A 20,745-nucleotide genomic window follows, 5' to 3' on the forward strand; every position below is an offset into this window, starting at 1 on the left:
CCTCCTTGATCCGTACCACCCTCTCCACTTCCGTCTCCCGCCGCCTGGCCGCTACTGCGCTGGCGGCGCTGCCCGCCGTTCCGGCGCCCGCCCAGTTCCGGGTCGAGGTCACCGGCGTCGGCGTCACCCAGCTGCCGATCGCGATCGCGTCCTTCCGCGGCGAAGACCAGAGTCCACAGAAGATCGCCGCCATCGTGCGCGCCGACCTGGAGCGCAGCGGCCGTTTCCGCAATGTCGATGCGGGCGCCGAGTCTCTCGACGAAACCAGCCGACCCGACGTGAGCCAGTGGCGCCAGCGCGGTGCCGATTCGCTCGCGAGCGGCAGCGTCGTCCGCCTGGCCGACGGCCGCTTCGACGTGCGCTTCCGGTTGTGGGACGTGGTCCGCGGTCAGGATCTCGGCGGGCAGAGCTACGTCGTGCCGCAAGGCGACCTGCGGCTCGCGGCCCACCGCATCGCCGATTTCATCTACGAGAAGCTGACCGGCGAGAAGGGCGTGTTCTCCACCCGCATCGCCTACGTCACCAAGGCCGGTTCGCGCCACACGCTGTGGGTGGCCGATGCCGACGGCGAGAACGCCCAGGCGGCGCTGGCCAGCCCCGAACCGATCATTTCGCCCGCCTGGTCGCCGTCGGGCGGGCAGCTGGCATACGTGTCGTTCGAATCGCGCAAGCCGGTCGTCTACGTGCACGAAGTCTCGACCGGGCGCCGCCGGCTGATCGCCAACTTCCGCGGCAGCAACAGCGCGCCGGCATGGTCGCCGGACGGCCGCACGCTGGCCGTTACCCTGAGCCGCGACGGCGGCTCGCAGCTCTACACCATCGACGCCAACGGCGGCGAGCCGCGCCGGCTGATGCAGAGCGCCGGCATCGATACCGAGCCGGTCTTCTCCGCCGACGGCCGCAGCATCTATTTCGTGAGTGACCGCGGCGGTGCGCCGCAGATCTACCGCATCGCCGCCGGCGGCGGCAATGCCGAGCGCGTCACCTTCGGCGGCAGCTACAACATCTCGCCCACGCTCAGCCCGGACGGCCGCTACCTCGCCTACATCTCACGGGTCGGCGGCGCGTTCAAGCTCCATGTGATGGAGCTGGGCGGCGGCAATGGCGTCGCGATCACCGACACATCGAACGACGAGAACCCCAGCTTCGCGCCCAACGGCCGCCTGATCGTCTACGCGACCCGCCAGGGGGGGCGCGACGCCCTCATGACGACCACGCTCGACGGCAAGATCAAGGCGCGCCTGCCCGGCCAGGGTGGCGACATTCGCGAGCCCGACTGGGGTCCGTTCCAGAAGCAGCCGTAAACCATTCAAACGTCAGACCAACATCAGGAGGTTTTCACCATGTTCCAGAAGATCACGCTGGCGCTCGCCGCCACCGCCCTCGTCGCGGGCTGCAGCTCGCCGGTCAAGCTCGACGAGCCGCCGGTGCAGGACCGCGGCACCGCCGCTGCCGGCATGGGCGGCGCCGGCGCGGGCGGCACCACGCAGAGCGGCGTGGCGCCGGTCGACCTGGGCCGCACCGCTGCCGATGCGCAAGGCCCGGTCGGCGTGGCGCGCATCGTCTACTTCGACTACGACAGCTACACCGTCAAGCCCGAATTCCAGTCGCTGATCGAAGCGCACTCCCGCTTCCTGCGTGCCAACAGTGCCCGCCGTGTCGTGATCGAAGGCCACACCGACGACCGCGGCGGCAGCGAATACAACCTCGCTCTCGGCCAGAAGCGGGCCGAGGCCGTACGCCGTGCCTTCGGCCTGCTCGGCGTGACCGATAGCCAGATCGAGGCGGTCAGCTTCGGCAAGGAAAAGCCCGCCGCGACCGGCAGCGACGAAGCCGCCTACGCGCAGAACCGCCGCGCCGAGATCTCCTACCGCCAATGAGCGTGAAGCAGCTCACCGCCGCCGCCCTGGCGGCGCTGGCGCTGTGCGGCGCCACAGGACCGGCCCAGGCCGGTCTTTTCGATGATGCCGAGGCGCGGCGTGCGATCCTGGAGATCCGCCAGCGCATCGATGCCGGCAACGCGCGGTCCGACCGGCTGGCCGAGGACCTGCGCCGCTCCGGCGAAGACAACGAGCAGCTGCGCCGCAGCCTGCTCACCCTGCAGAGCCAGATCGAGACGCTGCGCTCCGACCAGGCCGCGCTGCGCGGGCAGAACGAACAGCTCCTGCGCGACGTGAGCGAACTGCAGCGGCGGCAGAAGGACATCGCGCAGGGCGTGGACGACCGGCTGAAGCAGATCGAGCCGTCCACGGTGACCGTCGACGGCCTCGAGTTCGCCGCCGATCCGGCCGAGAAGCGCGACTTCGACGCGGCACTGGCGATCTTCCGCCAGGGCAACTTCACCGGTGCACAGACGGCTTTCACCGAATTCGCCAAGCGCTATCCGCGCAGCGGCTACGGCCCGTCCGCGCTGTTCTGGCTGGGCAACGCGCAGTACGCCAACCGCAACTACCGCGAGGCGATCGGCAACTTCCGCGCGCTGCTCAGCCAGGCGCCGGAGCATGCCCGTGCGCCGGAAGCGGCCCTGTCGATCGCCAACTGCCAGACCGAATTGAAGGACACCAAGGCCGCGCGCAAGACGCTCGAGGACCTGGTGAAGGCCTATCCGCAATCCGAGGCCGCATCCGCAGCCAAGGAGCGGCTGGCGCGCCTCAAGTGACGCAACTGCCCGGCGCGGCCACGGGGGCCACGGACGCTGACGGGGACGACGGGCTGGCCCGCCGGTTCGGCGGACTGGACCGGCTCTACGGCGTGGCGGGCGGCGCCCGGATCCGGGCGGCCTGCGTCGTCGTCGTCGGGATCGGCGGCGTCGGTTCCTGGACTGCCGAGGCGCTGGCGCGCAGCGGGGTGGGGCGGTTGGTGCTGGTGGACATGGACCATGTGTCCGAATCGAACGTCAACCGGCAGATCCACGCGACCACCACGACGCTTGGCCAGTCGAAGGTCCTGGCGATGCAGCAGCGCATCGCAGGCATCCACCCGGGCTGCCGGGTGGACCTCATCGACGATTTCGTGACGCCCGACAACTGGGCCTCCCTCGTCTCGCCGGAAGCCGAAGGCGTCGTGGATGCCTGCGACCAGGTCCAGGCCAAGGCCGCGATGGCCGCGTGGGCACGCCGGCAGGGCCGCGCCTTTCCGTTTGTCACCGTCGGGGCTGCGGGGGGCAAACGCTGGGCGCATAAGGTCGACCTGGACGATCTGGCGCGCACCACGCACGATCCGCTGCTCGCCCAGCTGCGCTACCGGCTGCGCAAGCAGCACGGCGCGCCCCGCGACGGCAAGGTTATTGGCATCGACTGCGTGTTCAGCCGCGAAGCGGTCGCGGCCCCCGACGCTTCCTGTGCGGTGGAAGGGGACGGATCGCTGAACTGCCACGGTTACGGATCGGCGGTCAGTGTGACCGCGACCTTCGGCATGGTGGCTGCCGGCCATATCCTGGACCGCATCGCGGCAGGCAACGGGCGAAACACCGCAAAACGCACGCTATAATCGCAGGCTTTGCTGACGTGCTCACGCACGACTGCAGGGACGTTAGCTCAGTTGGTAGAGCAGCGGACTTTTAATCCGTTTGTCGTGGGTTCGACCCCCGCACGTCCCACCATCATCAGCCCTTACGGGGCTTGGCGCCGCAGCTATCAAATAGGTAGCTGCGGCGTTTCTCTTTCTGAAGAATATGAGACGGAATATGGGAGGTGTCCCATATCAGTCGCTCTCGTATGCACCCCGCTGGGTCGAGCGAATTCGATTCGAAGCAGAACCTTCGTCGTACACGACCCGTCGTGGCGTCTTGTCACATCGCTTCAGGCGGCTGCCCCAATCATCGGAATTGATCGATTCCGACCCGTTGCAGGAGCAGCCATGACACGACCCGCCGACACCCTCCGCGACCCCGGCGCCAGCCCCGATGGCCGTACCGGCGTGAACTCGCCCAATTCGGCCAATCCCGGCGAGCCGTATGCCAACACCAAGCCGGGCACCGCGTCCAACAGCACCGTGGGCGAAAAGCCGTTCCACCCGGAAGACGGTGCGGATGCCGGAATGATGCAGATCCAGCAGACGGAGGCCGAACGGGCCCGCAAGGCACCGGACGGCATCGGCACGCCTGCGGAACCCGAGCCGCCGAAAAAGTCCAGTTGACCGGACGCAGGCGCCAACCCATGAAGGTTGGCGGCAGGCGCGCCGCCCGGCGTCAGTCGTCGATCGACGCACTCCAGCGGTCGTCCCAGCCCCGCCGGTCGCTTTCGCGCTCGATGTCCCGCCGGTCGCGCTTGGTCGGCCGGCCGTGGACCAGGCTGCTGGCGGGCTCCGGCGCCAGCCGCATCTGTTCGGCGAAGCGCTCGCGGGCGGCGACGCTCTCCGCGGTTTCCTCGTAAAGCTGCTGGGCGACGGGCGCCGGACCACGCAGCTTGCTCAGGCCGCGGACCACCACCGTGCGCGGCACCGGGCCCTGGCGCAGCAGCACCGTGTCGCCGGGCTTCAGTTCGCGCGAGGGCTTGGCGCTCTGGCCGTTCACCTCGACGCGGCCGCGGCCGATCTCCTCCACGGCGAGCGCGCGGGTCTTGTAGAACCGGGCGCTCCACAGCCACTTGTCCAGGCGCAGGGTATCGGGCGCGATCATGGGGAGATTGTGCCGCGGGCTGCCGACGCACTGCTGTCGGCCGAAGGCGCGCCGATACCGGGCAGCCGGACCACGGCATCGAGTCCGCCTTCGGCCCGGTTGACGAGCGCGATGCTGCCGCCGAGCGCCTGCACGATCTCGCGGCAGATCGCGAGGCCCAGGCCCGATCCGCCGGGCATGCCGCCGGTGGAGAAGGGCTGGAACAGCCGCTCGCGCAGGCTGTCGGGAATGCCGGGACCGGCGTCGGCGACCGTCATGCGGACGCTGCCGTCCTCGATCTCCACCCGCAGCGCGAGCGGTGCGCCGTGCGGGCTGTGGCGGATCGCGTTGTGCAACAGGTTGCGCGACAGCTCCCGCAGCATCCAGTCGTGCGCCCGCACCCAGCCGGGCACGGTCGCCAGCGAAAAGTCGAGGTCCTTGTCCGCGATCAAGGGCGACACGTCGAGCGCCACTTCGCGCAGCACCGCCGACAGGTCGCGCGGCGGAGCATCCTCCTGGCGCAGCTGCTCGACCTTGGCGAGCGACAGCATCTGGTTGGCCAGCGCGGTCGCCCGGTCCACCGTGGTGTCGATCTCGGCGAGCGCCTGGTCGGCCGGCAGGTCGCCGCGCATCGCCGACTGGGTCTGCACCTTCAGCACCGCCAGCGGCGTGCGCAGCTGGTGGGCGGCGTCGCGCACGAAGCGCTTCTGGTGGTCGAGCTGGTGGCGCAGGCGCTGCATCACCTGGTTGGTCGCATCGACCAGCGGTAGCAGTTCGCGCGGGGCACCCGGGGCGGCAATCGGGCTCAGGTCGCCCTCGGTGCGGGCCCCGAGGCCGGCGCTCAGCTGGCGGACCGGGCGGGTGGCGCGCTGCACCACCAGCACCACGACGAAGGCGATCACCAGCACCAGGCCGGCTTGGCCGGTCAGTGTTTCCACCAGCACCTGCCGCGCCAGGCCTTCTCGCAGTTCCAGCGTTTCGGCGACCTGGATCACCGCCATCGTGCGGCCTTCGGCGCTCGCCACCGGCTGAAGAAGGACGGCTACCCGTACGTCGCGGCCGCGGAAGCGGTCGTCGTAAAAATCGACCAGCGCCGCATACGGCGGCCGCAGCGGGATGTGGCCGCGCCAGAACGGCAGTTCCTCGAAGCCCGACACCAGGCGCCCACCCTCGTCGGACACCCGGTAGAACATGCGGCTCTGATTGTCCGCCTCGAAGATCTCGAGCGCCGAGTAGGGCACGATGGCGCGCAGCCGCGCTGCGTCGCCCACGCCCGTCACGTCGAGCTGCTCGCTGATCGACTTGGCCGAGGCCAGCAGCGTGCGGTCGTAGGCGGTGCTGACCGCAGCCAGCGCCTGCTGGTAGAGCGTGACGGTATTGAAGGCGACCAGTGCGATCACTGGCAGCAGGATGCCGAGCAGCAGCCGCCGGCGCAGCGAGCGCGGCTTGCGCGCCATCAGCTGTCGGCCTTCAGCAGGTAGCCCAGGCCTCGCAGCGTCATCAGCGCGGTGCCGGTGCCTGCCAGCTTCTTGCGCAGGCGGTAGACGACTACCTCGATCGCCTCGTACTGCACCTCGGCCTCGCCGGGAAAGACGAGCTCGAACAGCCGCTCCTTGGCGACCGCATGGCCTGGCTGCGCCATCAGGGCCTTGAGCAGCGCGAGTTCGCGTGGCGTCAGTTCCATCACTTCGCCGCGGCAGTAGATGGCGCCGCTATGCTTTTCATAGCGCAATGCGCCCGCCTGCAGGGCGCCAGGGTCGTTTTCGGTGCTGGACACCGGCCGTTCGGCCGCGGAGCGTCGTCCCAGCGCGCGCAGTCGGGCTTCCAGTTCGTCGAGGTCGAACGGTTTGGGCAGGTAGTCGTCGGCGCCGGCGTTCAGGCCGAGCACCCGGTCCCCGACCGTGCCGCGCGCGGTCAGCAGCAGCACCGGCGTCTTCAGGCCGCGTCTGCGGGCAGCGGCCAGCACCTCCAGCCCGTCGAGGCCGGGCAGCGTCAGGTCGAGTACCACCACGTCGGGCGGGCCGCCGGCGGCGTCGGCCCAGTGCGACAGCGCCTCCCGGCCGTCGCCGACCGCGGCGACCTCGATGCCACGACGGGTCAGCGACCGTTGCAGGGTGGTGCGCAGGACGGTGTCGTCCTCGACGAGCAGGAGCTTCATGGGCGCCGACATTAGCACCGCGGCCCGACTGCACCGCGCCGGGGCGTGGTGCACCGGTTACGGGATTTCCCTAGGGCGCCGGACAGCCGTTTGACAGGCGGGCGGCGCATCATCGCCGCGACCCGAACCGAGAACCCCTACACAGGAGACACGCATGCGCCGCGACACCTTCCTCAAATCCTTCGCCGCCCTGGCCGCTGCCGGCGCCCTGCCGCTGACCGCGCATGCCGCGGCCAACGTCAAGATGATGATCCCCGCCAACCCGGGCGGCGGCTGGGACACCACCGGCCGCGCGCTGGGCAAGGCGCTGCAGGACGCCAAGGTCGCCGACACGGTCACCTACGACAACAAGGGCGGCGCCGCCGGCGCGCTGGGCCTGGCCCAGTTCGTCAACGGCTCCAAGGGCGACCCGAACGCGCTGATGGTGATGGGCGCGGTGATGCTCGGCGGCATCATCACCGGCAAGCCGCCGGTCAGCCTCGACAAGGCTACGCCGATCGCCCGCATCACCATCGAATACAACGTGTTCGTGCTGCCGGCCAACTCGCCTTTCAAGACGATGGCCGACGTGGTCGCCCAGTTGAAGAAGGACCCGGGAAGCGTGAAGTGGGGCGGCGGTTCGCGCGGTTCCACCGAGCACATCGCCGCGGCCATGATCGCGCAGAAGGTCGGCGCCGATCCGTCGAAGATCAACTACGTCGCCTTCCGGGGCGGCGGCGAGGCCACCGCGGCCATCCTGGGCGGCAACGTCACGGTGGGCGGCAGCGGCTACAGCGAGTTCGCCGAATACATCGCCGCCGGCAAGATGCGCGCGATCGCGGTCACCTCGGCGCAGCGCCTGCCCGGCATCAACGTGCCGACGCTCAAGGAGCAGGGCATCGACGTGGAGATCGGCAACTGGCGCGGCGTGTACGGCGCGCCCGGCATCACCGAGGCGCAGCGCAAGGCACTGACCGACATGGTGCTCGCCGCGCTCAAGACCCCGGCCTGGGCCGAGGCGGTCAAGAAGAACGACTGGACGCCTGCGGTGCTGTCCGGCCCCGCGTTCGACAAGTTCGTGGACGACGAGTTCGCGAGCCTGCGCGCCACGATGTCGAAGTCCGGCATGGTCTGAGCGCCGCGGCCGCCCCGGCGGCCGGCCCTCGCATCCTGCCCAGGCACGCCGCGCCCCGCGCCGTGCCTGTTTTTACGCCCCGCATTCCCCACCCCACGACGGCCCCGCACCATGACCACAGCCGCAACCCCACCGGCGCCCGACGCCGCACCCTCCGGTCCCACCCCCCGCTGGCCCCAGACGCTGGTCGGCGTGGGCGTCCTGCTCGTCGGCCTCGCACTCGCCTGGGGCGCCACCGGCATCTCGTCCGAAGCCGGCTACGGCGGCGTCGGCCCCAACTTCTTCCCGTGGATGTCGGCGGTCGGCCTGATCGTCTGCGGCGCCTGGATCCTGTGGGAGGTCGCGAGCGGCGGCTTTCGCCAGATGGGCGAGCCGTCCGGCGCGGCGCATGCCGACGTGCCGGCCTTCGTCTGGGTGTCGGCCGGGCTGCTGCTCAACGCCTCCGTCATCACGTACATCGGCTTCATCCTGAGCTGCACGCTCTGCTACGTGCTGGCGGTGCAGGGCCTGCGCCGCTCCACCGGCCAGGCGGCCGGCGCGCCGCGCATCTGGGCCATCGACCTGGTCACCGGCCTGCTGATCTCGGCGCCGGTGTTCTGGATGTTCACGCAGTTCCTGGCGATCAACCTGCCGGGCCTGACCGCCACCGGCTGGCTCTGAGGAAGGACGCTCGACCATGGATATCCTGAACGCACTGCTCCAGGGCTTCGCGACCGCGATCACGCCCGCCAACCTGCTCTGGGCGCTGGTCGGCTGCGCGCTCGGCACCGCCATCGGCGTGCTGCCGGGCATCGGTCCGGCCGTCGCGGTGGCGATGCTGCTGCCGATCACCGCGAAGGTCGAGGTCACCGCCTCGATGATCTTCTTCGCCGGCATCTACTACGGCGCGATGTACGGCGGCTCGACCACCTCGATCCTGCTCAACACGCCCGGCGAGACCGCCAGCATGGTGACCGCGATGGAGGGCAACAAGATGGCCAAGAGCGGCCGGGCGGGCGCCGCGCTGGCGACGGCCGCCATCGGCTCCTTCGTGGCGGGCACCATCGCCACCGTCGTGGTGACGCTGTTCGCGCCCTACGTCGCCGAATTCGCCGTCAAGCTCGGCCCGCCGGAATACTTCCTGCTGATGGTGCTGGCCTTCACCACGGTGAGCGCGGTGCTCGGCCAGAGCACGCTGCGCGGGATGACCGCGCTGCTGATCGGCCTGGCGGCCGGCTGCATCGGCCTGGACCAGATTTCGGGCCAGGGCCGCTACACCGGCGGCATCCCGGAACTGCTCGACGGCATCGAGATCGTGCTGGTCGCGGTCGGCTTGTTCGCAGTGGCCGAGGTGCTGTACGCCGCGCTCTACGAAGGCCGGGTGGTCGAGGGCCAGAACAAGATGAGCCGCGTCCACATGACGGCACGCGACTGGAAGCGGTCGATCCCGGCATGGCTGCGCGGCACCGCGATCGGCACGCCCTTCGGCTGCATCCCGGCCGGCGGCACCGAGATCCCGACCTTCCTGAGCTACGCCACCGAGAAGAAGCTGGCGAAGGACACCGACAAGGCCGAGTTCGGCGGCAAGGGCGCGATCGAAGGTGTGGCCGGCCCGGAGGCGGCCAACAACGCGACGGTGACTGCCGCGCTGATCCCGCTGCTGACGCTGGGCATCCCGACCTCGAACACCACCGCGATCCTGCTCGGCGCATTCCAGAACTATGGCATCCAGCCCGGCCCGCAGCTGTTCACCACCTCGGCCACCCTGGTCTGGGCGCTGATCGCCTCGCTCTACATCGGCAACGTGATGCTGCTGGTGCTGAACCTGCCGCTGGTGGGCCTGTGGGTGAAGCTGCTGAAGATCCCGAAGCCGCAGCTCTACGCCGGCATCCTGATCTTCGCGACCGTCGGTGCCTACGGCATGCGCCAGAGCGCCTTCGACCTGTTCCTGCTGTACGCCATCGGCGTGCTGGGCGTGGTGATGCGGCGCTTCGACTTCCCGACCGCACCGGTGGTGGTCGGCATGATCCTCGGCCCGCTCGCCGAAGCGCAGCTGCGCAACGCGATGTCGATTGGCGAGGGCAGCCCGGCCGTGTTCTTCCAGCGGCCGATGTCGATCGCGCTGATCGTGATCGTGCTGGCGGTGCTGATCCTGCCGCGCGTCGCCAAGGCGATGGGCCGCCGTCGGGAGCGGCTGCAGGCGGCCTGACGCCGCGGCACCTTCGACTTTTCGGAAGTAAATCGGCACCCCGCGCAGGCTTGGTCTGCGCGGGGTGCTCTCATTTCAGGAGTACAGGACCGGACAGGGCGGGCAGGGATAATCCGCCGCGGCACGGCATCCCGCCATGCATTCCGGCGATCCGCGCATGCCCATCTCCCAGCTGTCCGTCCACTTCTTCCTCCAGGCTGCCGTCATCCTGCTGGCCTGCCGTCTCGTCGGCCGGCTGGCTCAGCGGCTCGGCCAGCCGCAGGTGGTCGGCGAGATGATCGCCGGCGTGCTGCTCGGGCCGTCGCTGTTCGGCCTGCTCGCGCCCGAATGGCAGCGCATGCTGTTCCCGAAGGAGACGCAGGGCACGCTGTACGTGGTGGGCCAGCTCGGCGTCGGCCTCTACATGTTCCTGGTCGGCACCGAGTTCCGGGGCGACCACTTCCGCAGCCGGATCCGCAGCGCGGCGTCGGTGTCCGCGGCCGGCATCCTGGTGCCGTTCGTGCTGGCCTTCGCCCTGGCCCCCTGGCTGCAGACGGTGCCCGGCCTGTTCGCCGAGAAGGCACGTCCGCTGGAGGCCGCGCTGTTCCTGGGTGCTGCGATCGCGATCACCGCTTTTCCGATGCTCGCCCGGATCATCTACGAGCGCCGCCTCACCGGCACGCCGCTCGGCACGCTGGCGCTGACCGCCGGCGCGGTGGACGATGCGGCGGCCTGGTGCATCCTGGCGATCGTCCTGGCGAGCTTTTCGGGCCAATGGGGCGGCGCCTGGGCTGCGATCGGCGGCGGCGTGGCGTATGCGCTGTTCATGGTGTTCGTCGGCGCGAAGCTGCTGCGCCGCCTGGGTGACGAGGTGCGCAGGGACACACCGCTGCCGCCGGCGGTGCTCGGCACGGTACTGGCGCTGTTCTGCCTGGCGGCGTTCGCGATGGATGCGATCGGCATCCATGCGGTCTTCGGCGGTTTCCTGCTCGGTGCGGTGCTGCCCCGGGGCGCACTGACCGAGAAGCTGCGCGAACAGCTGCAGCCGCTGGTGGTGCTGTTCCTGCTGCCGGTGTTCTTCACCTATTCGGGCCTGAACACCCGGTTGTCGCTGCTGTTCTCGCCCGGCCTGCTGCTCGCGACGGTCGCGATCCTGGCGGCTTCCTTCTTCGGCAAGGGCATCGCCTGCTGGGCCGCGGCGCGGGCCACCGGCGAGAATGCGCGCGACGCGATGGCGATCGGCGCGCTGATGAACGCCCGCGGGCTGATGGAGCTGATCATCATCAACATCGGCCTGCAGGCCGGGGTGATCGAGCCGGGGCTGTTCTCGATCCTGGTGCTGATGGCCATCGTGACGACGGTGATGGCCACGCCGCTGTTCAACTGGGTAATGCGTCGGCGCACCGCGGAATCGGGCGCCGCGCAGCTGGCGGGCTGAGGCGCCGACCGGCGCCTGCCGTCAGGCGGGCAGGGCGCGCAGGCCGCTGCCGCCGCCGAGTGCCGTCACGACGGACGGCGCGTCGTCGTCGTCCAGCTTGAATTCGCCGACCGCCTTCTGCAGCTGGCTGGCCTGTTCCGACAGCGAGGTGGCGGCCGCGGCGGCCTGTTCCACCAGCGCGGCGTTCTGCTGCGTCACCGAGTCCATCTGCGCGACGGCCTGGTTCACATGCTCGATACCGGCGCTCTGTTCGGCCAGCGCCGACGAGATCTCGCCCAGGATGCCGGTCACCTCCTTCACTGCGTTGACGATGTCGCGCATCGTGCTGCCGGCCTGGCCGACCAGCTTGGAGCCGCCGTCCACATGCTCCACCGAATCCACGATCAGGCCCTTGATCTCCTTGGCCGCGACCGCGCTGCGCTGCGCCAGGCTGCGCACTTCGCTCGCCACGACCGCGAAGCCGCGGCCCTGCTCGCCGGCCCGCGCCGCCTCCACGGCCGCGTTGAGCGCCAGGATGTTGGTCTGGAAGGCGATGCCTTCGATCACCTGGATGATGTCCACGATCTTCTTGGAGCTGGCGCTGATCGAGTCCATCGTCTCGACGACCTGACCGACGACGTGACCGCCGCGTTCGGCGATGCCCGACGCGTTGACGGCGAGGCTGCTGGCGGAGCGGGCGCGCTCGGCGTTCTGGCGCACGGTGGCGGTCAGCTGCTCCATGCTGGAGGCGGTCTGTTCGAGCGAGGAGGCCTGTTCTTCGGTGCGCTGCGACAGGTCGGTGTTGCCGGCGTCGATCTGGCGCGACGCGACCGCGATCGAATCGGTCGCGTCCTTGATACGAGACACCAGGTCGGTCAGCGTGTCTTCCATCGTGCCCATGCCGTGCAGCAGGCGGCCGAAATCGCCGCCGCGCTCGGTGCTGAATTCCTTGCTCAGGTCGCCCGACGCGACCGTCTCGGCGATGTAGATCGCTTCGTTGAGCGGCACCGTCACGCTGCGGATCAACCCGATCGACGAGAAGATGCTGATCACCAGCGCGGCCAGACCCAGCAGCACGAGCTGCCAGCGGGCGGAACCGATGTCGGATTGCGCGACCGCGTTGCCTTCCTCGACCCGGCGGCGCTGCACTGTGGCCAGGTTGCCGGTCGCGGCGGTCAACTGGTCGAGCGCCGGCAGCAGGTCGGTGCCGACGGTTTTGAGCGCGGCGTCGCGGTCGGCCGCCTGGGCCAGGGTGCGGTCCAGCGCGGTATTGAAGGCGGCGGTCGCCCGGCTGGTCGTGGCCAGCAACTCACGGGTCTGCGCGTCGGGGGCCGACGCTTCGAGGCGCGCCTGCGCCGCGGCGGCGGCCTTGCGGTCGGCATCGAGCTTCTGGCGCAGGGCCGGCATGCGCTCCGGCTCGGACAGCGCTAGCATCTCGAAGGTGTCGCGGGCAGCGCTCTGGCTCGACATCGTCAGCCGGCTGGCGGCGTCGGCCTCGACCCAGTCGGTCTCCACCACTGCGCCCGCGACCGAGCCCACCCGGTTGAGATGCAGCAGCGCCAGCACGATCAGCGCCGCCATCAGCAGCAGCACCACGCCATAGCCGATGCCGAGTCGGGTGCCGATCTTGAGGTTGTCGAGGGACACGGGCGAGCCTTCCTGTAGTTGCATCGAGATGTAAAACAGGAACTATAGCGCCCACTGACTTCGATTCGCGCGCGGTGGCGGCCGGAGTCCTCAGCGTTTACCCGAAGGTGCTGTCAACGCAGCGACTCCATCCGCTGGAACTCGCTTGTCTTCATCGCCAGATAGTCGGCACGGCTGACTTCGTGCAACTGCGTCGCGTACTGTTCGGTCGCGTCGAACCAGGCGGCCGTGCGGTAGTCGCGCTGTTCGCCGGCCGGGCGGGACAGGGACGCGAGGAATGCGTCGATCGCCAGGTAGTAGCGCATGGTGTTGCGCTCCACCACGCCGCGCACTCCGCCGATCAGGCCCTGCGTCGCGCCGTCGGCCGACCGGGTCGGGGTGAAGCCGACCTTGTCGCTGCCGAGGGTTGCCAGATAACCCTGCATCGCCAGCCGGGCCGCCGTGCCGTAGGCATAGGCATAACGCAGGTGCAGGAAAGTCTTGCCGCTGCCGAGCGGGGTGGCGACGAAGCCGATCCGGTAGTCGCGGGTCGACAGCGGCCCCTTGTCGGCCCGCAGCCGCACGTCGAGGAACTGGTCGCCGGCGGACGGCACCGCGTACGCGAACGCAACCTTCTGGGTCTTGTCGAGCGGCTGGTCGAACTTGCGGCCGACGTTGACGGCGAGCACCGTGCCCGCCGTCCCGGTCTCCACCGCACAGTGCTTGGTGTTGAGATGCAGCATCAGCACCTCGCACCAGTTCGCGGGCTGACGAAGCGACGTGCTGACCTGCGCGAACGGGCGCTCGATCACCGCGTAGATGTTGCCGCTCAGCTGGTTGGCGTCCTCAGTCGATTCGAGGACCAGCGGGCGGTTGAAGACGTTGCGGGCCAGTTGCGGCGCCAGTTCGGCATGGCGCGCCCGCAGCGCCTCGGCCGAGGTTTCGGACTGCGCCACCGCGCCGACAGCGGCACAGCCGGCGATGACCACCGCACCGGCAGTGCGCCAAGGGAGCAGGACGGCAACGAATTGGGTAGGGAGGCGGAGTGTGCTCGGCATGGGGCCATGCTAGGCGCCGTGCAGGACCAGGAATCGACCTTCTGTAACCGCCCCGCCGCCGGGGCATGCGTCAGACCGTCTCGGCCCGCCGGCAGCCGAGCGCGGCCGAAATCTCGCGCGCCGTGGCCTCGAGCTTCTGCATCCAGCCCTCGTCCAGGCGGTCGGCAGGCGCCGAGATCGACAAGCCCGCGACGAGTTTTTCCTGGTCGTCGTAAATGCCGGCAGCGATGCAGCGCACCCCAAGTTCGAGCTCCTCGTTGTCGCGGGCGGTGCCGTACTGGCGGGCCCGCGAGAGCTCGCGCTCCAGCACCGGCAGCTGCGTGATGCTGTTGTGGGTGTGGCCGGCCAGCCCGGTCCGGGTCGCGTAGGCGCGCACCCGCTGGGCGTCGTCGGCGGCGAGGAACAGCTTGCCGACCGAGGTCAGGTGCAGCGGTGCGCGTCCGCCGATCGCCCGCACGACCTGCATGCCGGACCGTTCGCTGTAGGCGCGCTCGACGTAGACGATCTCGTCGCCTTGGCGCACGCTTAGGTTGACCGGCTGCTGGATCAGCTTGTGCAGTTCCCGCATCGGCGTCAGAGCCGCGTCGCGCACGCTGAGGCGGGCCTTGACCAGGTTGCCCAGTTCGAGCAGGCGCATGCCGAGCCGGTAGCTGCCGGCTTCCGGTCGGTCGACGAAGCGACCCGACGCGAGGTCGTTCAGGATGCGGTGCGCCGTGGAAGGGTGGAGTTGGGTACGCTCGCTGATTTCCTTCAGCGAGATCGCTTCTTCGCGCGACGCCAGCACGTCGATCAGCGCAAACATGCGCTCGATGACCTGCACGCTGGGTGTCGCCGGAACCGTTGTGTCTTTTTTTCTCATGGAACCGTCCGTGTTGGTTCCATGATTTTACTAAGTGAAATCCGTTTTCGTCTCAGTGCAGTCGCCGTGGGTCCAGACGCCGTCGGCCAGCAGTTCGTAAGGACGAAACCGGGTCTTGTAGCGCATCTTGGGGCTCTCGGCGATCCAGTAGCCCAGATAGACATAGGGCAGCCTCAGCTGCCGCGCCTGGCCGATCTGCCACACCACGCCGTAGGTGCCGTAGCTGGCGGCCGGGTCCGGATCGTAGAAGGTGTAGACGGCCGACAACCCGTCATCCACCACGTCGAGGATCGACACCATCCGCAGCGTGCCGGTCGGCTGGTCGGGCGTCGGCGGATCGCGGAACTCCACCAGCCGCGAATTGACCCGGCTCTGCAGCAGGAACTGGGTGTACTGGTCGATGCTGTCGTGGTCCATGCCGCCGCCCGCATGGCGGCCGTTCTGGTAGCGCAGGTAGAGCTGGTAGTGCTCGGGCACGAAGCAGAGCTTCAGCACCCGGACCTGCAGATCGGCGTAGCGCGCCTGGGCCCGACGCTGGCTGCGGTCGGGACGGTAGTCCGCGACCCGCACCCGCAGCGGCTGACAGGCCTGGCAGCCGTCGCAGTACGGCCGGTAGGTGAACATGCCGCTGCGGCGGAACCCCTTGGCGATGAGCTCGCTGTAGACATCGCTGTGGATCAGGTGGCCGGGCGTCGCGACCTGCGACCGGGCCTGCCGGTCCGGCAGATAGCTGCAGGGGTAGGGCGCCGTCGCATAGAACTGCAGAGCGTGGAGGGGAAGGTCCTTGAGATGCGTCACGCGGCGGTCGGGCGGGAGCTGAGGAGCGCGTTCCAGTATACGGGTGCGAATCGCCAGTCGGGTGGCGCTTCGTCACAGGCCGTCCGCACCCGGTCCAGGAACGTCTGCCGGGGCATTTCCCGGGCGCCGAACGATGCCAGATGGCGGGTGTTCTGCTGGCAGTCGATCGTGCCGATGCCGTGGGTGCGGCAGAACGCCACCAGCGCCGCCAGCGCGATCTTCGACGCGTCGTTCCTGCGCGCGAACATCGATTCGCCGAACACCGCCCGGCCGATCGCGACGCAGTACAGCCCGCCGGCGAGCGTGCCGTCGATCCAGGTCTCGACACTGTGCGCATGGCCCGCGGCATGCAGGTCGCAGTACGCATCCACTATGCGCGGCAGGATCCAGGTGCCGGCCTGGCCCTCGCGCGGCGCGCCAGCGCAGGCCTGGATGACGCTGCGGAAATCGTGGTCGATCCGGATCTCGCAACCGGCGCTGGCGCGAAACGCCTGCAGCGTGCGGCGCAGGGACCGGTGCAGCCGGAATGCCTCCGGTTCGAGCACCATGCGCGGATCGGTGCTCCACCACAGGATCGGCTGGCCGGCGCTGAACCACGGGAAGATGCCGGCGCGGTAGGCACGCAGCAAATGCGGCACATCCAGCGCGCCGCCCGCGGCGAGCAGGCCGGGCGCCGGATCGTCCGCGCCCCAGGCGCGCTGCGGATCGGGAAACGGATCGCCCGGCTCCAGCCAGGTCAGGGGTTGCGTCATCGTGCGGTTCCAGGCCGGCGGCCGATGCGGATCATGCCCAAAGAAAAAGCCCGGCGCCTTGGTAAGAGGCCGGGCTTTTCCGGACGTTCGCGGGTGGTCACGAACATTGTTATGGCGGAGCAGGCGGGATTCGAACCCGCGGAGGGCTATTAACCCTCACACGCTTTCCAGGCGTGCGACTTAAACCACTCATCCACCGCTCCGAAGCCCGCGATTGTAGCAGGCGGGAAGGGCGGCTTCGGGGGTTCCGACACGTCGGGTGCCGCAAAGCCGCATCTCAGGGCTGGCGGGGCCCGACCGGCGGGGTGCCCGCACCGGCGCCCACCATGCGCATCGCCGACGCGATCAGGCCCGACACCTCCGCCATGCTGCTCGGCACGATCAGCGTGGTGGTGGCGTCCTCGGCCACCTTGCCGTAAGCCTCGACCGCCTTTTCGGCGACCTTGAGCTGCACCGCTTCCATGCCGCCGGGCTGGCGGATCGCCTGGGCCACCCGCTCGATCGCGCCGGCCGTGGCTTCCGCCAGCGCGGTGATGGCGGCGGCTTCGCCCTGGGCGTTGTTGATGGCCGCCTGCTTCTCGCCCTCCGATCGGGCAATGAAGGCTTCCCGCTCGCCGGTCGCGATGTTGATCTGTTCCTGCCGGCGGCCTTCCGAGGCCGCGATCAGCGCGCGCTTCTCGCGTTCGGCGGTGATCTGCCGCTGCATCGCCTGCAGGATTTCCTTGGGCGGCGTCAGGTCCTTGATCTCGTAGCGCAGCACCTTGACGCCCCAGTTAAGCGCCGCCTCGTCGATCGCGGCCACGACCTGCGCGTTGATGATGTCCCGCTCCTCGAATGTCTTGTCGAGTTCCAGCTTGCCGATCACGCTGCGCAGCGAGGTCTGCGCCAGTTGCGTAACGGCCATGATGTAGTTCGACGAGCCGTAGCTCGCCCGCATTGGGTCGGTCACCTGGAAGTACAGGATGCCGTCGACCTGCAGCTGGGTGTTGTCGCGGGTGATGCAGATCTGGCTCGGCACGTCGAGCGGGATCTCCTTCAGGCTGTGCTTGTAGGCGACCTTGTCGATGAACGGAATCAGAAAGTTAGGGCCAGGCGTCATGGTGCTGTGGTACTTGCCCAGACGCTCCCGCACCCAGGCGTTCTGCTGCGGCACGAACTTCACCGACTGGGTGACGAAGACCACCGCGACGACCAGCAGCACGAGTGCGATTTCCATGGAGATTCCTGTTGTGATGGGATGAAGAGAAGCGCGCTGCCGGCGCGCGGGTCAGGCCGGCGCGACGACGAGCCGGTTGCCCACGACTTCGACCACACGGTGACTGCCCGGCAGACGGGGGGCGCCCGCCTGCGGCACCACCGTCCAGCGGGCGCCGCGGTACTGCACGTAGGCGGTACCGTCGGCTTCCCAGCGGGCGATCTGTACCGCCTCGCCGATGTCGAGGTTCACGTCGGGATTGGACGCGGCCGGCGCGGCCGCGGGGTGCTTGCGGCGCAGCAGCTTCCAGGCAATGACCGAGGCTGCACCCACGACGGCCGCGACCACGATCTGCACCACGAGCCCGGCACCGAGGTGTGCCGCTACTGCAGCGGCCGCGAGGCCGGTCGATACCAGCAGCAGGTAGAACGTGCCGGTCAGCATTTCCACGGCCAGTGCCGCACCTACCAGCACCCACCACCAGGTCGCATTCGTCACGCGTCGTCCTCCTGGGCCGGGATGTCCGTGCCCTGTGCATGCATTCTGGCGCATGACACGAAAGCGCCTCCCCAATTCCTTACACTTCGCGCCTCTTTGGCCCGTAGCCTCTTTCGCAACCTGTCATCGCCCGCCCGGAGCCCTGCATGAAATTTCGCTTTCCCATCGTCATCATCGACGAGGATTTCCGCTCCGAGAACACGTCGGGCCTCGGCATCCGTGCGCTCGCGCAGGCGATCGAGAGCGAAGGCTTCGAAGTGCTCGGCGCGACCAGCTACGGCGACCTGAGCCAGTTCGCACAGCAGCAGAGCCGCGCGAGCGCCTTCATCCTGTCGATCGACGACGAGGAGTTCACGCCCGGCCCCGACCTCGATCCGGCGGTGGTGAATTTGCGCGCCTTCATCGAGGAAGTGCGGCGCAAGAACCTCGACGTGCCGATCTACATCTACGGCGAGACCAAGACCTCGCGGCACATCCCGAACGACATCCTGCGCGAACTGCACGGCTTCATCCACATGTTCGAGGACACGCCCGAGTTCGTGGCGCGTCACATCATCCGCGAGGCCAAGAGTTACCTGGAGGGCGTGCAGCCGCCGTTCTTCAAGGCGCTGCTCGACTATGCGGAGGACGGCTCCTATTCCTGGCACTGCCCCGGCCACTCCGGCGGCGTGGCCTTCCTGAAGAGCCCGGTCGGCCAGATGTTCCACCAGTTCTTCGGCGAGAACATGCTGCGCGCCGACGTCTGCAACGCGGTGGAAGAACTCGGCCAGCTGCTCGACCATACCGGCCCGGTGGCCGAGAGCGAGCGCAACGCGGCGCGCATCTTCAACGCCGACCACTGCTTCTTCGTGACCAACGGCACCAGCACGTCGAACAAGATGGTGTGGCACCACACGGTCGCGCCGGGCGACGTGGTGGTGGTGGACCGCAACTGCCACAAGTCGAACCTGCACGCGATCATCATGACGGGCGCGATCCCCGTCTTCCTGAAGCCGACCCGCAACCACTTCGGCATCATCGGCCCGATCCCGCGCTCGGAGTTCGACGTGGAAGCGATCAAGGCCAAGATCCGCGCCAACCCGCTGCTGCAGGGCGTGGACGCCGATGCGGTCAAGCCCCGCATCCTGACGCTGACGCAGTCCACCTACGACGGCGTCGTCTACAACACCGAGACGATCAAGGCGGCACTCGACGGCTATGTCGATACGCTGCATTTCGACGAGGCCTGGCTGCCGCACGCGGCCTTCCACCCGTTCTACGGCCCGTACCACGCGATGGGCAAGAAACGGGCGCGGCCGACTGAATCGCTGGTGTTCTCGACCCAGTCCACCCACAAGCTGCTGGCCGGCATCAGCCAGGCGAGCCACGTGCTGGTGCAGGACTCCACCAACCGCAAGCTCGACCGCCACCTGTTCAACGAGGCGTTCCTGATGCACACCAGCACCTCGCCGCAGTACGCGATCATCGCGAGCTGCGACGTGGCTGCCGCCATGATGGAGCCGCCCGGCGGCACCGCGCTGGTCGAGGAAAGCATCCTGGAGGCGCTCGACTTCCGCCGCGCGATGCGCCAGGTCGAGGCCGAGTTCGGCGAGAACGACTGGTGGTTCAAGGTGTGGGGCCCCGAGAAGCTGGCCGAGGAAGGCATCGGCCGGGCGGACGACTGGGTCATCAAGGGCGAGGAGCGCGATGCCAAGTGGCACGGGTTCGGCACGCTGGCCGACGGCTTCAACATGCTCGACCCGATCAAGGCGACCATCGTCACGCCGGGCCTGGACATGGACGGCAAGTTCGCCGACACCGGCATTCCCGCATCCATCGTCACCAAGTTCCTGGCCGAGCACGGCGTGATCGTGGAGAAGACCGGCCTCTATAGCTTCTTCATCATGTTCACCATCGGCATCACCAAGGGCCGCTGGAACACGCTGCTGACCGCGCTGCAGCAGTTCAAGGACGACTACGAGAAGAACCAGCCGATGTGGCGCATCCTTCCGGAGTTCTGCCAGCAGCACAAGCGCTACGAGCGCATGGGCCTGCGCGACCTCTGCCAGCACGTGCACCGCATGTACGCCGAGTACGACATCGCCCGCCTGACGACCGAGATGTACCTGTCGGACCTGACGCCCGCGATGAAGCCGAGCGATGCCTATGCGCACATCGCGCACCGCAAGACCGAGCGGGTCGAGATCGACCACCTGGAAGGCCGCATCACCACCAGCCTGGTGACACCGTACCCGCCGGGCATCCCGCTGCTGATCCCGGGCGAGGTGTTCAACAAGAAGATCGTGGACTACCTGAAGTTCGCCCGCGAGTTCAACGCCAAGTGCCCCGGCTTCGAGACCGACATCCACGGCCTGGTCGAGCTGGAGGACGAGAACGGCAAGGTGCGCTACTACGCCGACTGCGTGGCCGACGGCCCTGCGAAGGCCCAGCCGCAGCCGCTGGCGACCGAGGAGAACCTGGTCGAGGTCGGCAACGACGGCCCGTACAGCCGGAAGATCTGAGCGGC

At 68.8% G+C, this 20,745-nt stretch carries 20 protein-coding genes and 2 tRNA genes; 11 read left to right on the forward strand and 11 right to left on the reverse strand.

Annotation, left to right across the window (positions count from 1 at the left end; all coding sequences use genetic code 11):
- The first annotated feature begins 5 nt into the window (after nucleotides 1–5).
- From tolB to QZ500_RS16565, 6 genes are all read left to right on the forward strand, one after another.
- Nucleotides 6–1,304, forward strand: a complete 1,299-nt coding sequence (gene tolB / locus QZ500_RS16540) for a Tol-Pal system beta propeller repeat protein TolB (protein WP_366763407.1) — start codon at nucleotides 6–8, stop codon at nucleotides 1,302–1,304.
- Nucleotides 1,305–1,343: 39 nt separating this feature from the next.
- The gene (pal, locus tag QZ500_RS16545; RefSeq protein ID WP_295856683.1) at nucleotides 1,344–1,880 is read left to right on the forward strand and encodes a peptidoglycan-associated lipoprotein Pal; all 537 of its coding nucleotides are present in this window, start codon (nucleotides 1,344–1,346) and stop codon (nucleotides 1,878–1,880) included.
- Entirely contained in the window at nucleotides 1,877–2,659 is a 783-nt protein-coding gene (ybgF, locus tag QZ500_RS16550; RefSeq protein ID WP_295856685.1) for a tol-pal system protein YbgF, read from the forward strand. The genes pal and ybgF overlap by 4 nt, the downstream gene beginning before the upstream one ends.
- Nucleotides 2,660–2,664: 5 nt before the next feature.
- Nucleotides 2,665–3,489, forward strand: a complete 825-nt coding sequence (locus tag QZ500_RS16555; protein WP_295856742.1) for a tRNA threonylcarbamoyladenosine dehydratase — start codon at nucleotides 2,665–2,667, stop codon at nucleotides 3,487–3,489.
- Between the two features lie 36 nt (nucleotides 3,490–3,525).
- A tRNA-Lys gene (locus QZ500_RS16560) sits at nucleotides 3,526–3,601 on the forward strand.
- A gap of 257 nt (nucleotides 3,602–3,858) precedes the next feature.
- The gene (locus QZ500_RS16565; protein ID WP_295856687.1) at nucleotides 3,859–4,137 is read left to right on the forward strand and encodes a hypothetical protein; all 279 of its coding nucleotides are present in this window, start codon (nucleotides 3,859–3,861) and stop codon (nucleotides 4,135–4,137) included.
- Nucleotides 4,138–4,189: 52 nt separating this feature from the next.
- Here the strand turns inward: QZ500_RS16565 and QZ500_RS16570 are convergent, their stop codons facing one another.
- The 3 genes from QZ500_RS16570 to QZ500_RS16580 are packed head-to-tail and all read right to left on the reverse strand — an operon-like array spanning nucleotide 4,190 to nucleotide 6,767.
- Entirely contained in the window at nucleotides 4,190–4,618 is a 429-nt protein-coding gene (locus QZ500_RS16570; RefSeq protein WP_295856689.1) for a S4 domain-containing protein, read from the reverse strand.
- A complete protein-coding gene (locus QZ500_RS16575; protein WP_295856691.1) occupies nucleotides 4,615–6,054 on the reverse strand; it encodes a sensor histidine kinase in 1,440 nt (479 codons plus the stop codon). The genes QZ500_RS16570 and QZ500_RS16575 overlap by 4 nt, the downstream gene beginning before the upstream one ends.
- Nucleotides 6,054–6,767, reverse strand: coding sequence for a response regulator transcription factor (locus QZ500_RS16580; RefSeq protein ID WP_295856693.1), 714 nt, complete (start codon nucleotides 6,765–6,767; stop codon nucleotides 6,054–6,056). The genes QZ500_RS16575 and QZ500_RS16580 overlap by 1 nt, the downstream gene beginning before the upstream one ends.
- 142 nt (nucleotides 6,768–6,909) lie before the next feature.
- Between QZ500_RS16580 and QZ500_RS16585 the strand changes: the two genes are divergently transcribed.
- From QZ500_RS16585 to QZ500_RS16600, 4 genes are all read left to right on the forward strand, one after another.
- Complete coding sequence (locus QZ500_RS16585; protein ID WP_295856694.1) at nucleotides 6,910–7,869, forward strand: tripartite tricarboxylate transporter substrate-binding protein; 960 nt, start codon at nucleotides 6,910–6,912, stop codon at nucleotides 7,867–7,869.
- A 111-nt stretch (nucleotides 7,870–7,980) separates the two neighbouring features.
- Nucleotides 7,981–8,529: a tripartite tricarboxylate transporter TctB family protein gene (locus tag QZ500_RS16590; RefSeq protein WP_295856697.1), complete on the forward strand. Its 549-nt coding sequence runs from the start codon at nucleotides 7,981–7,983 to the stop codon at nucleotides 8,527–8,529.
- A 16-nt stretch (nucleotides 8,530–8,545) separates the two neighbouring features.
- The gene (locus QZ500_RS16595) at nucleotides 8,546–10,057 is read left to right on the forward strand and encodes a tripartite tricarboxylate transporter permease (RefSeq protein ID WP_295856699.1); all 1,512 of its coding nucleotides are present in this window, start codon (nucleotides 8,546–8,548) and stop codon (nucleotides 10,055–10,057) included.
- 157 nt (nucleotides 10,058–10,214) lie between these two features.
- On the forward strand, nucleotides 10,215–11,474 hold the full coding sequence (locus tag QZ500_RS16600; protein WP_295856700.1) for a cation:proton antiporter: 1,260 nt from the start codon (nucleotides 10,215–10,217) through the stop codon (nucleotides 11,472–11,474).
- Between the two features lie 21 nt (nucleotides 11,475–11,495).
- Here the strand turns inward: QZ500_RS16600 and QZ500_RS16605 are convergent, their stop codons facing one another.
- The 8 genes from QZ500_RS16605 to QZ500_RS16640 form a co-directional block, all read right to left on the reverse strand.
- Nucleotides 11,496–13,100: a methyl-accepting chemotaxis protein gene (locus tag QZ500_RS16605; RefSeq protein ID WP_295856702.1), complete on the reverse strand. Its 1,605-nt coding sequence runs from the start codon at nucleotides 13,098–13,100 to the stop codon at nucleotides 11,496–11,498.
- A 113-nt stretch (nucleotides 13,101–13,213) separates the two neighbouring features.
- A complete protein-coding gene (locus QZ500_RS16610; protein WP_295856704.1) occupies nucleotides 13,214–14,137 on the reverse strand; it encodes a hypothetical protein in 924 nt (307 codons plus the stop codon).
- 70 nt (nucleotides 14,138–14,207) lie between these two features.
- Entirely contained in the window at nucleotides 14,208–14,996 is a 789-nt protein-coding gene (locus QZ500_RS16615) for an IclR family transcriptional regulator (protein ID WP_295856705.1), read from the reverse strand.
- A 30-nt stretch (nucleotides 14,997–15,026) separates the two neighbouring features.
- Nucleotides 15,027–15,794: an arginyltransferase gene (locus tag QZ500_RS16620; protein ID WP_295856708.1), complete on the reverse strand. Its 768-nt coding sequence runs from the start codon at nucleotides 15,792–15,794 to the stop codon at nucleotides 15,027–15,029.
- A complete protein-coding gene (aat, locus tag QZ500_RS16625) occupies nucleotides 15,791–16,546 on the reverse strand; it encodes a leucyl/phenylalanyl-tRNA--protein transferase (RefSeq protein WP_295856710.1) in 756 nt (251 codons plus the stop codon). The genes QZ500_RS16620 and aat overlap by 4 nt, the downstream gene beginning before the upstream one ends.
- Before the next feature lie 112 nt (nucleotides 16,547–16,658).
- Nucleotides 16,659–16,749 (reverse strand) — tRNA-Ser (locus tag QZ500_RS16630).
- Nucleotides 16,750–16,823: 74 nt separating this feature from the next.
- Entirely contained in the window at nucleotides 16,824–17,762 is a 939-nt protein-coding gene (locus QZ500_RS16635; RefSeq protein WP_295856712.1) for a stomatin-like protein, read from the reverse strand.
- A gap of 51 nt (nucleotides 17,763–17,813) precedes the next feature.
- Complete coding sequence (locus QZ500_RS16640; protein WP_295856714.1) at nucleotides 17,814–18,239, reverse strand: NfeD family protein; 426 nt, start codon at nucleotides 18,237–18,239, stop codon at nucleotides 17,814–17,816.
- A gap of 146 nt (nucleotides 18,240–18,385) precedes the next feature.
- On the opposite strand from QZ500_RS16640, the gene QZ500_RS16645 reads away from it, so the two are divergent.
- Nucleotides 18,386–20,740 (forward strand): arginine/lysine/ornithine decarboxylase, encoded by a 2,355-nt coding sequence (locus QZ500_RS16645; protein ID WP_295856716.1) that lies wholly within the window; start codon nucleotides 18,386–18,388, stop codon nucleotides 20,738–20,740.
- Nucleotides 20,741–20,745 lie beyond the last annotated feature (5 nt).

The sequence above is a fragment of the uncultured Xylophilus sp. genome, from assembly GCA_913776965.1.
GTDB lineage: Bacteria > Pseudomonadota > Gammaproteobacteria > Burkholderiales > Burkholderiaceae_C > Xylophilus.